The organism is Vannielia litorea, from assembly GCF_900142295.1.
Classification (GTDB): Bacteria; Pseudomonadota; Alphaproteobacteria; order Rhodobacterales; family Rhodobacteraceae; genus Vannielia; species Vannielia litorea.
Window position 1 is genome coordinate 970,157 of the sequence record NZ_FSRL01000001.1, and the last position, 15,138, is coordinate 985,294.

8 protein-coding genes are annotated in these 15,138 nt (G+C 66.8%); 6 read left to right on the forward strand and 2 right to left on the reverse strand.

Annotated features, from left to right (window positions below):
- Positions 1-22 precede the first annotated feature (22 nt).
- The gene (locus BUR94_RS04940) at positions 23-1,825 is read left to right on the forward strand and encodes an ABCB family ABC transporter ATP-binding protein/permease (RefSeq protein WP_074255121.1); all 1,803 of its coding nucleotides are present in this window, start codon (positions 23-25) and stop codon (positions 1,823-1,825) included.
- An 83-nt stretch (positions 1,826-1,908) separates the two neighbouring features.
- Here BUR94_RS04940 and BUR94_RS04945 read toward each other — a convergent pair whose 3' ends face one another.
- Both BUR94_RS04945 and BUR94_RS04950 read right to left on the reverse strand, forming a co-directional pair.
- Positions 1,909-5,724: an efflux RND transporter permease subunit gene (locus BUR94_RS04945; RefSeq protein WP_074255122.1), complete on the reverse strand. Its 3,816-nt coding sequence runs from the start codon at positions 5,722-5,724 to the stop codon at positions 1,909-1,911.
- Positions 5,721-6,974 (reverse strand): efflux RND transporter periplasmic adaptor subunit, encoded by a 1,254-nt coding sequence (locus tag BUR94_RS04950; RefSeq protein WP_074255123.1) that lies wholly within the window; start codon positions 6,972-6,974, stop codon positions 5,721-5,723. Before BUR94_RS04950 ends, BUR94_RS04945 begins: the two co-directional genes overlap by 4 nt.
- 295 nt (positions 6,975-7,269) lie before the next feature.
- On the opposite strand from BUR94_RS04950, the gene BUR94_RS04955 reads away from it, so the two are divergent.
- The 5 genes from BUR94_RS04955 to BUR94_RS04975 all read left to right on the forward strand — a co-directional run bounded on the left by BUR94_RS04955 (position 7,270) and on the right by BUR94_RS04975 (position 14,958).
- The gene (locus tag BUR94_RS04955; RefSeq protein ID WP_074255124.1) at positions 7,270-7,923 is read left to right on the forward strand and encodes a hypothetical protein; all 654 of its coding nucleotides are present in this window, start codon (positions 7,270-7,272) and stop codon (positions 7,921-7,923) included.
- Between the two features lie 70 nt (positions 7,924-7,993).
- Positions 7,994-9,322, forward strand: a complete 1,329-nt coding sequence (locus tag BUR94_RS04960; RefSeq protein ID WP_074255125.1) for an outer membrane protein assembly factor BamB family protein — start codon at positions 7,994-7,996, stop codon at positions 9,320-9,322.
- Between the two features lie 51 nt (positions 9,323-9,373).
- Positions 9,374-10,843, forward strand: coding sequence for a ribosome biogenesis GTPase Der (der, locus tag BUR94_RS04965; RefSeq protein ID WP_074255126.1), 1,470 nt, complete (start codon positions 9,374-9,376; stop codon positions 10,841-10,843).
- A gap of 222 nt (positions 10,844-11,065) precedes the next feature.
- Positions 11,066-12,283 carry an N-acetylmuramoyl-L-alanine amidase gene (locus BUR94_RS04970; RefSeq protein WP_074255127.1) on the forward strand — a complete coding sequence of 406 codons (1,218 nt, stop codon included), beginning with the start codon at positions 11,066-11,068 and terminating at the stop codon, positions 12,281-12,283.
- Between the two features lie 155 nt (positions 12,284-12,438).
- Positions 12,439-14,958 carry a penicillin-binding protein 1A gene (locus BUR94_RS04975; RefSeq protein ID WP_074255128.1) on the forward strand — a complete coding sequence of 840 codons (2,520 nt, stop codon included), beginning with the start codon at positions 12,439-12,441 and terminating at the stop codon, positions 14,956-14,958.
- The last annotated feature ends 180 nt before the right edge of the window (positions 14,959-15,138 follow it).

Sequence of the window (15,138 nt, forward strand, 5' to 3'; positions counted from 1 at the left end):
GCTCGAGAGGTGCGCCAGGCCCATGGCCAAGCCAGACCCGAAAGTACCCGGCAACGGCTGGGAAATCATCGCCCGCGTGGCCCCCTACCTCTGGCCCGCCGGCGAGACTGGCCTGAAGGTTGGCGTCATCCTGTCGCTGGTGGCTCTGCTCGTATCGAAGCTGATTTCGGTAGCCACGCCGTTCTTCTTCAAGGCCGCGGTCGACCAGCTCGCGGGGGATACACCCTCGACCGGCCTGCTCATCGGCCTCACGGCGGTATCGCTGACGGTGGCCTACGGCCTCGCGCGCCTCTTGACGGTGGGGTTTCAGCAACTCCGGGACGCGTTCTTTGCCCGCGTGGGCCAGCGGGCGCTGCGCCGCCTCGCACTGGAGACCTTCAACCACATTCATGCGCTGTCGATGCGTTACCACATCACCCGCCGAACCGGGGGCTTGAGCCGGATCATCGAGCGCGGGGTCAAGGGTGTGGAGTTCCTGCTGCGGTTCATGCTGTTTTCCATCGGCCCGCTCATCCTGGAGCTGGTGATGGTCTGCGCCATCCTCGCCTGGGTCTTCGACCTGCGGTATCTCGCCGTACTCGTCGTCACCATCGCGCTCTACGTGTGGTTCACCTTCAAGGTCACCGAATGGCGGGTGAAGATCCGCAAGCAGATGAACGACAGCGATACCGATGCCAACCAGAAGGCGATCGACAGCCTGCTGAACTTCGAGACGGTCAAGTATTTCGGGGCCGAAAGCCGCGAGGCCGCGCGCTATGACGTGGCGATGGCCAGCTATGAGGATGCGGCGATCCGCACCAACTACTCGCTGGGATTTCTGAACTTCGGTCAGTCCCTGCTGATCACGGGTGGCCTTGTGGCGGTGATGGTGATGGCGGCGATGGGCGTGCAGAACGGCACGCTTACGGTGGGCGATTTCGTGATGGTCAACGCCTACATGATCCAGATCACGGTTCCCCTGAACTTTCTTGGCTCGGTCTACCGCGAGATCCGGCAAGCGCTGGTCGACATGGGCGAAATGTTTGGCCTGCTGGGCCAGCCCGCCGAGATCGCCGACAAACCCGGGGCAGGGGCTCTGGCCGTTGGCGGCGCCGAGGTGCGGTTCGAGGATGTGCATTTCGGCTACGATGAGGAGCGGCCGATCCTGAGGGGCGTGAGCTTCACGGTGCCTGCGGGCAAGAGCCTGGCCATCGTGGGGGCGTCGGGCGCGGGCAAGAGCACCATCGGGCGGCTCTTGTTCCGGTTCTACGACGTCACCGGCGGGGCCGTGCGGATCGACGGTCAGGACATCCGTGACGTGACACAGGAGAGCCTGCACGCCGCCATCGGGGTGGTGCCGCAGGACACGGTGCTCTTCAACGACACGATCCTCTACAACATCGCCTACGGTCGGCCGGAGGCGCGTTTCGAGGAGATCGTGGCGGTGGCGAAGTCGGCCCGTATTCACGACTTCATCGAGAGCCTGCCGCAGGGCTATCGGACCACCGTGGGTGAGCGCGGTCTGAAGCTATCCGGCGGCGAGAAGCAGCGGGTCGGGATTGCCAGGACCATGCTGAAGAACCCGCCGATCCTGCTGCTGGACGAGGCGACGAGCGCGCTCGACACCGAGACCGAGCAGCAGATCCAGGGTGCGCTGGCGCGGGCGGCCGAGGGGCGGACCGTGCTGACCATTGCCCACCGTCTCAGCACCGTCGCGGGGGCCGACGAGATCATCGTGCTCGATGCCGGTGAGGTGGTGGAACGCGGCAATCATGCCGAGCTTCTGGCGCGTTCCGGCAAATATGCCGCGCTCTGGGCGCAACAACTGCGGGAAGAGGCGGCCTGAGGCGGATCGGCCGGGCCAAGCCAGGCGGCGTGGCCCATGATTGCCGCCAGGGGGTGCGCCGCTCAGGGGGCGCACCTCGTGTTTCACTCGGCAGCGCGAACCTGTGGCGATGAGGGCTTGTCGTCCTTGCCCTCCGGCCCGTCCTTGGCCGTCTCCGGTTTCGATCCGCCTTCCGCCTCGGGGTTTGCCGTAGCTTGCGGCTCCTCCGCCGCCGTTTCCGGCTGGATTTCGGCCTCGGGCGTTTCCTGCGCCGCGTCCTTGTCCTCGACCACAACCTGCGGGGCTTCTTCTTCGGACCAGATGATCTCCGGGCTCTTCACTTTGCGGGCGGCGCGGGCCAGGGAGGCGTCGCGGGCCACCCGGCTGGACCGGCCCAATGCGACCTTGCCGAGGCTCCGGAGCCCCCAATACGCGCCCTTGGAGGCCCAGATGCGCAGCGCCAGCATGGATGGCGTGAACACCAGGGTCAAAACCGTGGCCGTGCCGAGACCGAAGACCACCGCAGTCGCCAGCTGCTTCCACCAGAGCGCGGTGGGGCTGTCGAGAGAGTAGCCGCCATTGATGAAGTCGAGGCTGAGGCCCAGCATCATCGGCGTCAGGCCCGCCATAGTGGTGATGGTGGTCAGCAGCACCGGCCGCAACCGCGCCTCGGCGGTGCGGATCACCGCCTCGAGCCTCGGCATGTAGGCGGAATACTCCTGGTAGGTGTCGATCAGGACAATGTTGTTGTTCACCACGATTCCCGCCAAGGCGACGATCCCGGTGCCGGTCATGATGATCGAGAAGGGCTGTCCGAGCAGCAGCATGCCCCAGAGCACCCCGGCCGTAGACAGCACCACGGCAAGCAGCACCAGCACAGCGTTGTAGAAGCTGTTGAACTGGGCGAGCAGGATTATGAACATCATGCCAAGCGCCATGCCGAAGGCACGCATCAGGAACGCCCCGCTCTCTTCCTGGTCTTCCTGGTCCCCGGTCCACTCCCAATCGACGCCGGTGGGCAGGGGGCTCTCGGCGCCGGAGAGCCACTCGGTGATGACACCGATCCGTTCGTTGGCGTTGACGGCGATGACGGAGGCGCCGGCAAACCTGCCGCCCTCTGCGGCGGCCTCCCGGGCGGCCTCAGTTTCCATGACGGCCAGCACGGTCCCGCCTTCGTCCACGAGCTTGGAAAGGCCCGGCGCCACATCCGCCTTGACGTCGTAGATCCGGCGCTGGTCGACGCGGTCGATCCGGCCGATCTTGGGCACCGGCTTGCGGGTGATGAAGTTGGAGAGCGGCACGAGGCCGTCTGCGGTGCGCACCTTCAACTCGTCGAGCGTGGCCAGGACCCGGTCTTCGCGGGGCAGGCGGACGCGGATCTCGATCTCCTCGTCGGAGCTGTCGACGCGCATGGTGTCCAGCAGGATGCCGCGGGTCACGAGCTGCACCATCGCGCCCACCGTCGCCACGTCTGCGCCGTAGCGACCGGCCTTCTCCACGTCCACGTCGATCTGCCAGTCGATGCCAGGCAGGGGCGTGGTATCCTCGAGGTCGATGACGCCGGGCAGGCTGGAGAACTCGGCGCGGACCGTGGCCACGGCCTCCTCAAGGGCGCCGAAATCGCTGCCCGAGAGGCGGAGATGAATCGGCTTGCCCGAGCCGGGGCCCATTGCGAGGTTCAGGATCTCCGGCTGGATGCCGGGAATCTCGAGAACCGCCTCTTCGAGCTTCTCGAGGATCACGTCACCGTCGAGCTCGGCCAGCGGCACGTCATGCGTGCGGGCATACTCGGCGCGGTCCTCCCAGGGGATCAGCTCCAGCTGGATCTGTCCCACGGTGTCGAGCGGTGCCTGGCTGCCGCCGGTGTTCGAGTTCAGCCCGCCCTGGCCCGCGAAGGCGAAGGCGCTCTCGATACCCGGAATATGCGCCATGGCCTCCTCGACCTCGCGCACCATTTCGTCCTTCTCCGCGAGGCTGAGATTGCCGCGCGCGCGGACATAGACAATGGCCTGTTCGGGCTCGCTCTCGACAAAGAAGTCGACGCCGTTGTTGTTGGCCCCATAGTAGCCGAAGGTGAAGATGACGAAGAAACCCACGGCACCGATGGTGACGAGTGGCATGATCGGGTTTCCGGCGATGGACTTGATGATCCAGCCGAAGAACGTGCGCCGATGGCCGGCCTGAACACGCCTGGCGCGACGTTCGATACGGGCGGCATCCAGCGTAATCGTCGCCAGAAAGGCGGCGAAAGTGAAGAGCACGAGGCCGGGAACCACCGCCATCGCGCCGGGCAGAGGCGAGGTGCCACCAAAGAGATAGCCCGGGTTGATGCACTGCAGGGCAGCAATGAAGAGCAGATAGAGCGAGGGCACCACCAGCACCGCGCGTACCCACCACGGCAGGCGGCGCAGGCCTTGGGAGATGTTGTGGAACATCCGGCTCATCCGGCCCGAGACGCCCCCGAGCACCGGCAGATACACCAGCGCCACCAGCAGGGAAGCGGACAGCACGAAAATCAGCGTGACCGGCAGCATGCCCATGAACTGTCCCGCCACGCCGGGCCAGAACAACATGGGCAGGAAGGCGCAAAGCGTGGTGGCGGTGGAGCTGACGATGGGCCAGAACATCCGCTTGGCGGCCTCCACATAGGCGTGCATCGGCCCGACCCCGTCGGTTATTCGCTTGTCGGCGTATTCCACCACCACGATCGCCCCGTCCACCAGCATCCCCACCGCGAGGATCAGGCCGAACATCACGATGTTCGACACAGTGATTCCCATGATCGAAAGGAAGACGAAGCAGAGCAGAAAGCTGATCGGGATGGCGATGCCCACCAGCATTGCGGGGCGGATACCCAGCGCGGCCAGAACCACGATGGCCACCAGGGCGATGGCGGTCATCACCGAGCCTTCAAGCTGCGAAACCATGGATTTCACCACGCGGCTCTGGTCATTGGAAGTTCCCACCTGGATCGCGTCGCGCAGCTCTGGCGGCCATTTGGCCATCTCGGCATCGACCGTGGCGCGGATCGCGGCGGCGGTGTCGATGATGTTGTAGCCCTTCTTCTTGGAGACCTGCAGAGCCACGGTGTTGACACCGTTGAAGCGGGCCGTGCCGGCGCGGTCCTCGAAGGTGAGGCGGATGTCGGCCAGATCGCCAAGAGTGACGATGCTGTCGCCGTTCACCTTGACGGGCAGCTTGTAGACATCCTGGCTGTTCTCGAAGCTGGCGGGGATCTTGACCGAGAACGCGCCCTTTGGGGTTTCGATCTCGCCCGCCGCGATGAGCTGGTTGTTGTTCACCACCACGTTGATCAGCTCGGCAGCGGTGACGTTGTAGCTCTCCAGCTTGAGCGGGTCGATCACGACCTCGACCATCTCGTCGCGGTGGCCGGCCAGCGAGGCTTCCAGCACCGGTTCGAGGGTTTCGAGGCTGTCCTGCAGATCCTTCGCCACCTTGACGAGCGTGCGCTCGGGCAGGGCGCCGGTGAGGTTGACGATGATGATCGGGAACTCGGAGAAATTGATCTCGCCGATGGTGTAGTTGTCTGCTCCGGCCGGAAAACTCGCCTCCGCCGTGTTCATCGCGGCGCGCACGTCGGCCAGGGTGGCCGACTTGTCCCAGCCGAATTCGAACTCGAGCACGACGTTGGCATAGCCTTCCGTGGCCACGCCCTGCATGGTCTTGAGGCCGTCGAGCGAGGAGAGCTCGGTTTCCATCGGTTTGACCAGCATCTTTTCGGCGTCGGTCGCCGAAATGCCGGGGAAGGGCACGGATACGAAGACGGCCGGAATCTCGATATCCGGTTCGCCCTCCTTGGGCAGGCTGAGATAGGTCGCCCAGCCCACGAGGATGGACATCGCCACGAAGGCGAGGATCATCCGGGCGCGGGCGGCGGCCCAGTCGACGATACCTGTCATTGGGTCAGCTCCTCGAGGGTGACCTTCACCGGCACACCGTCTACCACATACTCCTGGCCCCGCGTGATCACACGCGCGCTTTCCGGCAGGCCGGTCACCCAGACACCATTCACCGTGTCGCGCAGCACGGTCACCGGCGCGAAGCGCGCGGTGTTCTCGGCGTCGACCCAGCGCACGCCGAGCGCACCGCCGTCATCGAGCGTGAGAGCGGACTGCGGCAGCAGTTGCGCCTTTGCACCGGCGGCGGCGATGGCGATCTCGGCGGTCTGGCCGTCGCGGATAGCCAGGTCGGGGTTGGGCACCTGCACCTCTACGCGGAAGGTGCGGGTCTGCGCATCGGCGGAGCGCGAGAGAAAGGTGACCTCGCCCGTGACCTCTTCGCCGGTGGCCAGCCGCGCGCCGGCCTGAGCGCCGACCACCACCCGTCCCACCTCGGTTTCGGGCACGAAGCCCACCAGCTTGATCGGGTCGAGCTGGAGGATGGTGGCGCAATCGGATCCGGCCTGAAGCAGCATCCCGAGCTCCGCGCTGTCGCTCTCGAGCAGACCGGCAAAGGGCGCAGTGATCGTGAGGCGCTCGATTTCCTTTCTTGCGGCAGCCACGGCGGCCTCGGCGGTCTGGATCTGGCTCTTGGCCCCCTCGACGCCGGATCGCGCGGCCTGAACAGCGGCCTTGGCCGAAGAGACACCCGCCCTGGTGGCCGCAACGCGCGTGTCCGAGGCATAACCGCCCTGCGAAAGCTGGCTGGCGGCACGGTCATTGATTTCGGCTTCCTCGAGCGCCGCCTCGGCTTCGGCCACCCGGGCCTCGGCCTCGGGCAGGCCGGCCTGGGCAGAGGCCAGTTGGGCCTCCGCCTGTGCAAGCTGGGTCTCGCGGGTGCCCGGGTCGATCACGCAGAGCATCTGTCCGGCCTCGACAAAGGCCCCCTTGCGGAGCGGCTCCGAAATCACCTGGCCCGCGGTTTCGGCCCGCACGGTCACCTGGCGCGCTGCCTCCGTCCGGCCGCGGGTCACCACGGCACTGTCGATCTCGCGGGCGAGGCTGTCGATCGCCATGACCGAGACCACCCGGGCCTCGCCAGCGCCGGTGCCGTCTTCCTCGACGGACCGTGGCGCCTCTTCCGCGGCCTCGGCCACAGTGGTCTCTTCGCTGTCGGCACCGGCGAAGGACAACAGCGCCTCGCGCTGCATGACCAAAAGATAGAGCACCGCTGCAACGCAGAGGGCGATGAGGATCGAAAACAGCCGCATGGCCGGACCTTCCTTGCAACAATGGGGCGCAACGCGCCCCAGCATTCCGTTCGCTGGTGCAGAATTACCGGGGCCCATCATGCGCCGGTGTGTTCTGAACCGTTTGGTTTAGTTTAGCCGGATCGCAAGGTTGGCGCAAGCTACAGTTGCTGTTGTCCTTCGGACTCCTGACAGGCCGCCCCGACGGCCCCTTGAAGTGTCCCGCCAACCCCCTTGGCATCGGGGCCGGTTTCCGGGTAAGAAGCACCGATCTTGCGGGGCGCAGACCCCGGTTGGCAAGGAAGAAGGCGGGCGGATGAGCAATAGCGAGAGCTTCATCGACGAGGTCACCGACGAGCTGCGGCGCGACCGCCTGTTCGGCCTGATGCGGCGCTATGGTTGGATCCCGGTTCTGGTGATCGTCGTGCTCGTGGGCGGGGCGGCCTGGCTGGAGTGGCAGCGTGCCACCGCGCGGGCTGAGGCCGAAGCGCGCGGCGATGCGGTTCTGGCCGCGCTCGAGGCCGACGAAGGCGCGGCGCGACTGGAAGCGCTGGGCGGGCTCGAGGCCAGCGGAGCATTTTCTGCTGTGATCGACCTGCTCGAAGCCGCCGAGAAACAGAGCGCGGAAGACCCGCAGGGGGCCGCCGAGACGCTTCTGGCGATCACCGACAATGCAACCCTGCCGCAGGCCTGGCGTGACTTGGCCGCGCTGAAGGCGGCGATGCTTGGGTCGGAGGCCCTGGACGCGGAGCGCCGCGCGGATCTGCTCGAGGGGTTGGCCGGGGGCGCAACGCCCTTGGCGCAATTGGCCCGGGAGCAGCAGGTGTATCTCATGATCGAGGCGGGCGACCGGGAAGGTGCCCTGAAAGCCGCGGAGGCTCTCGTTGCCGAGAGCGGGTTGAGCCGGGGCTTGCAAGAGCGCGTCCTGCAAGTGATTGTGGCATTGGGAGGAAAGCCCGAAGAGGGCTGACCTGACCGCGCTGGCGCAAGCATGAGGCGTGGCGCGGCAACGAGAGACGACGGGGCAAGGAAGACAGGCCGTGAGAGCAGCAACACAATGGATCACCGCAGGCGCGATCCTGGCCCTTCTGACGGGCTGCGGCGGCGGCGAGCAGCCCTTGCCCGGCAAGCGTATCGGCATTCGCGAAGCGGCGGGCGTTTCGGACCTGGGCGGCGAGACGGCTCCGGTCTACCGTGGCTCTGCGCCGATTTCGCTGCCCGCGCCGGTGAACCACGGCGAGTGGACCCATCGCAACGGCACCGCGCAGCATCGGATCCAGCATCCGGCCCTGGCCCGCAACCTTCAGGCGGTCTGGCGTGCAGACATCGGTGCCGGCAACAGCCGCAAGGCCCGGATCACCGCCGACCCTGTGGCCTCTGGTGGCCGGATCTTCGCAATGGACAGCCGGGCGCAGGTCACGGCCCTGTCGAGCGGCGGCGCCGTGATCTGGTCGACCGACATCACCCCCGCCCGTGACCGGACCAAGGATGCCTCCGGCGGCGGGCTCGCGGTGCAGGGCAATACGCTTTATGTCGCTAGCGGTTATGGCGAGCTTCTGGCGCTCGACACGGCGACGGGCGGTTTGCGCTGGCGCCAGCAGTTCGAGGCACCGGTGCAGGGCACCCCGACGGTCGAGGGCGGCACTGTCTATGTTGTCAGCCGCGACAGCCGGGCCTTTGCGGTCGATGCCGCGAACGGGCGGCTGAAGTGGGAGATGCCCGGCACGCCGACACCTTCGGTCATGGTCGGGGGGGCAGGGCCGGCCGTGACCGCCCGCAGCGTGATTTTCCCGATGGGCGCCAATACGGTGACTGCGGCACTGAAGCTCTCGGGGGTGCGCACCTGGGGCGAAATCATTGCCGGCGAGCGACGTGGGCGGGTCTACACCAATTACTCCGACATCACCGGCGACCCGGTGGTTGCGGGCAACACGGTGTATGTGGGTACCCAGGCCGGGCGGACCGTGGCGCTCAACGCCGACAGCGGCGAGCGGCTCTGGACGGCGCAGGACGGAGCCTATTCGCCGGTCTGGCCTGCGGGCAACTCGGTGTTCCTCGTCTCCGACGCCAGCCAGCTGGTGCGGCTGAATGCGGCGACGGGCGAGACCATCTGGTCGGTCAAGCTGCCCGATTTCACCAAGCAGAAGGTGCGCCGCCGAAAGGCCGTGTTCGCCCACTACGGCCCGGTGCTGGCCGGTGGTCTGCTGCGGGTGGCCTCGGATGATGGCCTGCTGCGCAGCTTCGACCCGGTTTCGGGGGCGATGGTTGCAGCCGTGGAACTGCCGGGCGGCGCGGCCTCGAACCCGATCGTGGTGGCGGGCACGCTCTATGTGGTCAACGGCAAGGGCCAACTGGTGGCTTTCCGTTGAGGTGAAAGCGGTGTATGAGGCGCCTTTGTTGCCTCGCATCGGTCCGTTAACATGAGCTTTACACTCGCCATCGTTGGTCGCCCCAACGTTGGAAAATCTACCCTTTTCAACCGCTTGGTTGGCAAGCGCCTGGCGCTGGTCGATGACCAGCCGGGTGTGACGCGCGACCTGCGCGAGGGAGAGGCCCGCCTTGGTGACCTGCGGTTCACCGTGATCGACACCGCGGGCCTCGAGGAAGCCACCGACGAGAGCCTGCAGGGCCGGATGCGCAAGCTCACCGAACGCGCCGTGGAGATGGCCGACGTCTGCCTGTTTCTCATCGACGCGCGGACGGGGGTGACACCCACGGACGAGGTCTTTGCCGACATCCTGCGCCGCAAGAACGCCCATGTGCTGCTGGCCTGCAACAAGGCCGAGGGCCGAGCGGGCGAGGGCGGCATGATCGAGGCCTGGGGGCTGGGCCTCGGCGACCCGATCGGGATCAGCGCCGAACACGGCGAAGGCATGTCGGACCTTCTGGCTGCCTTGATGCCAGTGGTCGATGAAATTTCGCTTAACAGGCCGGAAGCGGACCCCGAAACCGAGGTTTCCATCGCAGAGGGCGAGGACGGGGAAGACGAGGCAGAGGCCTGGAAACCCACGAAAAAGAAGCCCTTGCAGGTGGCCGTGGTGGGGCGCCCGAACGCAGGGAAATCGACGCTGATCAACGCGATCCTCGGTGAGGACCGGTTGCTCACCGGGCCGGAGGCCGGGATCACCCGCGACTCGATCTCGCTGGCCATCGAATGGGATGGCGTGCCGATGAAGATCTTCGACACCGCAGGCATGCGCAAGCGGGCCAAGGTGCAGGAAAAGCTGGAGAAACTCTCGGTTTCCGACGGCCTTCGGGCGGTCAAGTTTGCCGAGGTGGTGGTGGTTCTGCTGGATGCGGCGATCCCCTTCGAGCAGCAGGACCTGCGTATCGCGGACCTCGCCGAACGCGAGGGGCGGGCGGTGGTGGTGGCCGTCAACAAATGGGACGTGGAGCCGGAAAAACAGGCGAAACTCAAGCACTTGCGGGAGGCCTTCGAGAAGCTCCTGCCGCAGTTGAGGGGGGCGCCGCTGGTGACGGTTTCGGCCAAGACCGGCAAAGGCCTCGACCGGCTTCAGGCGGCGGTGGTCAAGGCACATGAGGTGTGGAACCGCCGGGTGACCACGGCCAAGCTGAATGCGTGGCTTATCAGTATGTTGGAGCAGCATCCGCCCCCTGCGCCGGGGGGGCGGAGGATCAAGCTGCGCTACATGACCCAGGCCAAGACCCGGCCGCCGGGATTTGTGGTGATGTGCTCGCACCCCGACAAGCTGCCGGAGAGCTACAAACGCTATCTTGTCAACGGGTTGCGGGATGACTTTGACATGCCCGGCACGCCGATTCGGCTTTATTTCCGGGGTCAGGGCGATGCCAACCCCTACAAGGACAAGAAGAAATCCACGCCGTCGCGGCTGCGCAAGCATTTGGGGAAGAAACCGTTTGGGGACTGAGGGTTAGGTGGTTAACGCACCATATGATACCCCAGATACACAACCCATGCACAACCCGTACACAACCCATGCATACGCGATGGGCGCACAGATCGGGCGGTTAACCCAACGCACGCTCGCACCGTGAGAGACTTCCCGCCGCTGTGAACGGCCCCGGCCGGCCCGGGCCTTGGTGGGGCGAGGGGCCTCGTGTAGAACGGACAAAACAGGCGGGGCGCAGGCATGCGGGCGGCAGTCCTTTTCATCATCGCGGTGCTTTGGGGCGCCCTGGCGCAGGCGCAGGATTTCTCGGCGCTGGCCCGGGTCGACCCTACGCGGTCGGGCCTCGACGAGCGCGGGCGCGAGGTGACGCTGCGCCTGACCGTTTCTCAGCCCGTCCCGTACCGCGTTCGCCTTCTCGCAGATCCGCCTCGTCTGGTGCTGGACTTCCGCGAGGTGGACTTCACGCCCATGGGCCGGCCCGATGTGTCGTCGCTGAGCCAGGTCACGGCCCTGCGCACCGGTCGTGTGGGCCCCGGCTGGACCCGGCTCGTCGCCGAGCTGGCAGAACCCCTGGGGCTGGTCTCGGCGCAGATGATCACCGGGGCCGCCGACGGCTCGGCGCGGGTGGAGCTGGCGCTGGCGCCGGTGAGCGCGGAGGAGTTCGCGGCGCAGGTGGCGGCGGGGCAGGATGCCCGCGAGGCCTTTCCGAAGCCCTCGGCCAGCGCGCCGCCAAAACGGCGCCCCGCGCCCGGAGGACCCCTGACGATCGTACTCGACCCCGGCCATGGCGGCGTGGACCCCGGCGCCATCCGCGACGGGGTGACCGAGGCCGACCTCATGCTGATCTTTGCCCGTGACGTGCGCGAGGCGCTTCTTCGGGCGGGCGACTACCGCGTGGTCCTGACGCGGGAGGATGACAGCTTCGTATCGCTGGAAACCCGGCTGACCATCGCGCGGCGCGCCGGGGCGGATCTGTTCCTGTCGCTTCATGCGGATGCGGTGGAGGAGGGGATCGCGCGGGGCGCGCAGGTTTACACGCTCTCCGACGAGGCCTCGAGCGAGGCGCTGGCCAAGCTGGCCTACCGGCATGACCGCGACGACATCCTCGGCGGGGCCGACCTGAGCGGGACGGATGACGCGGTGGCGCAGGCGCTGCTCGAGATCGCCCGGCGGGAGACCGCGCCGCGCACGATGGCGCTGGCGCGGGCGATGGTGGGCGGGTTGCGAGACAAGGGGGTGCGGCTGCACAAGCATCCGCTGGGGGCTGCGGATTTCTCGGTGCTCAAGCTGCCCGACATCCCGGCAGTGCTGCTGGAGGCGGCCTTTCTCTCCACCTCCAGCGAGCTGGACAAGCTGCAGAAGCCCGAGTGGCGCCGGCAGGCGGCGGACGGCATTGCCGATGGCATCGCCGCCTGGGCCGCGGAGGACGCGCGGCTGAAGGCGCTCATCCGGCAGTAGCGGCCGCCCGGCCATGGGGCGGCCGTGGTGCCGCCGGCCTCGCAAAACCGTGACCGGCGTGGCGGGATATGGCCGAAATTGTCATGCAATCTCTTTTGCTTCGACGGGGGGCATCCGGTATACACTTGGCCTCAAACGATACAAGGAGCGGGCAGTTGCTCAGATTCTTCACCGGCATCATCGGCGGGCTTTTCGCGCTGATCACCACGGGGGCCGCCTTCGGTGCCCTGATGATCGGTGCGATCCTGTGGATCTACAGCCGCGACCTGCCCAACCACGAGCAGCTGGCGCAATACACCCCGCCCACGATCAGCCGGATCTACTCGGGCGAGGGCCGCATCATGGACGAGTTCGCCCATGAGCGCCGGCTCTACGTGCCCTCGAGCGAGATCCCCGAGTTGGTGAAGCAGGCCTTCATCTCGGCGGAGGACAAGAACTTCTATTCCCACAAGGGCTATGACCCGATGGGGATGATCGCGGCGGCGGTGGATGCGGCCAAGGGCGGCCGGCTCCGCGGCGCCTCGACGATCACCCAGCAGGTGATGAAGAACTTCCTGCTGTCGTCCGACCGCTCCGCCGAGCGGAAGATCAAGGAGATCATCCTCGCCTCCCGCGTGGAGCAGGCGCTGAGCAAGGACAAGATCCTCGAGCTCTACATGAACGAGATCTTCCTCGGGCAGAACAGCTTTGGCGTGGCGGCTGCCGCGCAGACCTACTTCAACAAGACGCTGGCCGAGCTGGAGCCGCATGAGGCGGCCTATCTCGCGGTGTTGCCCAAGGCGCCCTCGAACTATCACCCGGTGCGCGACAAGGAGCTGGCGACCAACCGCCGCAACTTCGTGCTCAAGGAGATGTACGAGAACGGCTACATCACCTACGAGCTCTACCAGTCGGAGCGCGAAAAGCCGCTGCGCTCGGTACAGAACGGCGATTTCGACAGCTTCAAGGGCGCCCTGCCGCCGCGCGACTACTTCACCGACGAGATCCGGCGGCAGCTGAGCCGCAACTTCGGGGAGGAGGAGTTCTTTGGCGGGGGGCTGACCATCCGGGCCACGGTGGACCCAGAGCTTCAGGCCAAGGCGGCGGTGGAGCTGCAGCGCGCGCTGGAGCGGTATGACCGTGGGCTGGGTCGCTGGCGCGGGACCGGCAAGACCATCGACGCCGCGCTGCTGGGTGACGAGGCGCAGTGGCGCGAGGCGCTGGCCGCCGTCGAGGTGGCGCGCGACGTGAAGCTCGAGAGCGAGTGGTTGCCGGCCGTGGTGCTCAGCGTGGGCGACCAGGAGCTCGGCCTCGGCATCGAGGGCGTTGCGATGGATGGCCCCGAGCCGCCGGTGGTGCCGCGCAAGGATATCGACTGGGTCAAGGGCAGCTTCCACGACAACTTCGAGGTAGGCGACGTGGTGCATGTGCGCCGGATGACCCAGGACGGCGCCTTCATCCGCTGGACGCTGCGCCAGGTGCCGGCCGTGCAGGGCGCCTTCATGGCGATGGACGTGGAGAACGGCCGGGTGCTCGCCATGCAGGGCGGGTTCAGCTACCAGCATTCGGTGTTCAACCGCGCCACCCAGGCGACTCGGCAGCCGGGCTCGTCGTTCAAGCCCTTCGTCTATGCCGCGGCACTCGACTCCGGCTACACCCCGGCCACGATCGTTGTGGACGCGCCGATCGAGATCAACACGCCGCAGGGCGTGTGGCGGCCCAAGAACGCGAGCCACAAGTTCTATGGCCCCACGCCGCTGCGCACCGGCATCGAGCAATCGCGCAACCTGATGACCATCCGCCTGGCGCAGGAGGTCGGCATGGAGACGGTGGCGAGCTATGCCGAGAGTTTCGGCGTCTACGACCGGCTCGATCCGTTCCTCGCCAATGCGCTGGGTTCGCAGGAAACCACGCTGTTCAAGATGGTTTCGGCCTATTCGATGTTCGCCAATGGCGGGCAGCGGGTGGAGCCGACGCTGGTGGACCGGGTGCAGGACCGCTGGGGCCGCACCATCTATCGCCATGACCAGCGCATCTGCGACGGCTGCAAGATGGCCTCGCTTGAGCCGGGCGCGCTGCCCAGGATCACCTCGAACCGCAAGCAGGCGATCGACCCGATCACCGCCTACCAGCTGACCTCGATGATGCAGGGCGTGGTGGAGCGGGGCACGGCGCGGCGCGCGGTGGACCTGGGCGTGCCGGTGGCCGGCAAGACCGGCACCACCAACGATGCCAAGGACGTGTGGTTCATCGGCTTCACCAACACCATCGCGGCGGGCTGTTACATCGGCTACGACCGGCCCCGCACCATGGGCGGCGCCTCGGGCGGCGGCATGTGCGCGCCGGTCTTCAACGCCTTCATGAAGGTGGCGGTCGAGAAATACGGCGCCGGCAAGTTCCAGGTCCCGCCGGGCGGCTATTTCGTGAAGATCGACCGCTTCACCGGGGCCCGCCTGTCCGACAGCGCCTCCGGCCCCAACGTGGTGGCCGAGTATTTCCGCGAGGGTGAGGAGCCGATCTTCGGGATGGCGGCCATGCTCGACGGGGGCTTCGCGATGGGAGCCAACCTGCCGATGTTCGCCCAGGGCGAGGATGATGACGACGCGGCGCGCACGGTGACCACCTCGACCGGCAAGAAGGCCCGGATCGCGCCGAAGGCGAGCTTTGGGTCGCTGTCGTCGGGCGGGCTCTACTAGGGGCGGTTTCACCCATTCAGCGGGCCGAAATGCCCTGAATCCCCACAGCTCCTCATTGGTCCTTAAAATATCCCACGGGGGTGCGGGGGTGTGAAACCCCGCTGCGTGACGGCGCCAACGGGCGGGACGCCGCCATTCTTGCCCCCCGCTGCCCCACGCGGTATCAGGCCATCTGAACGA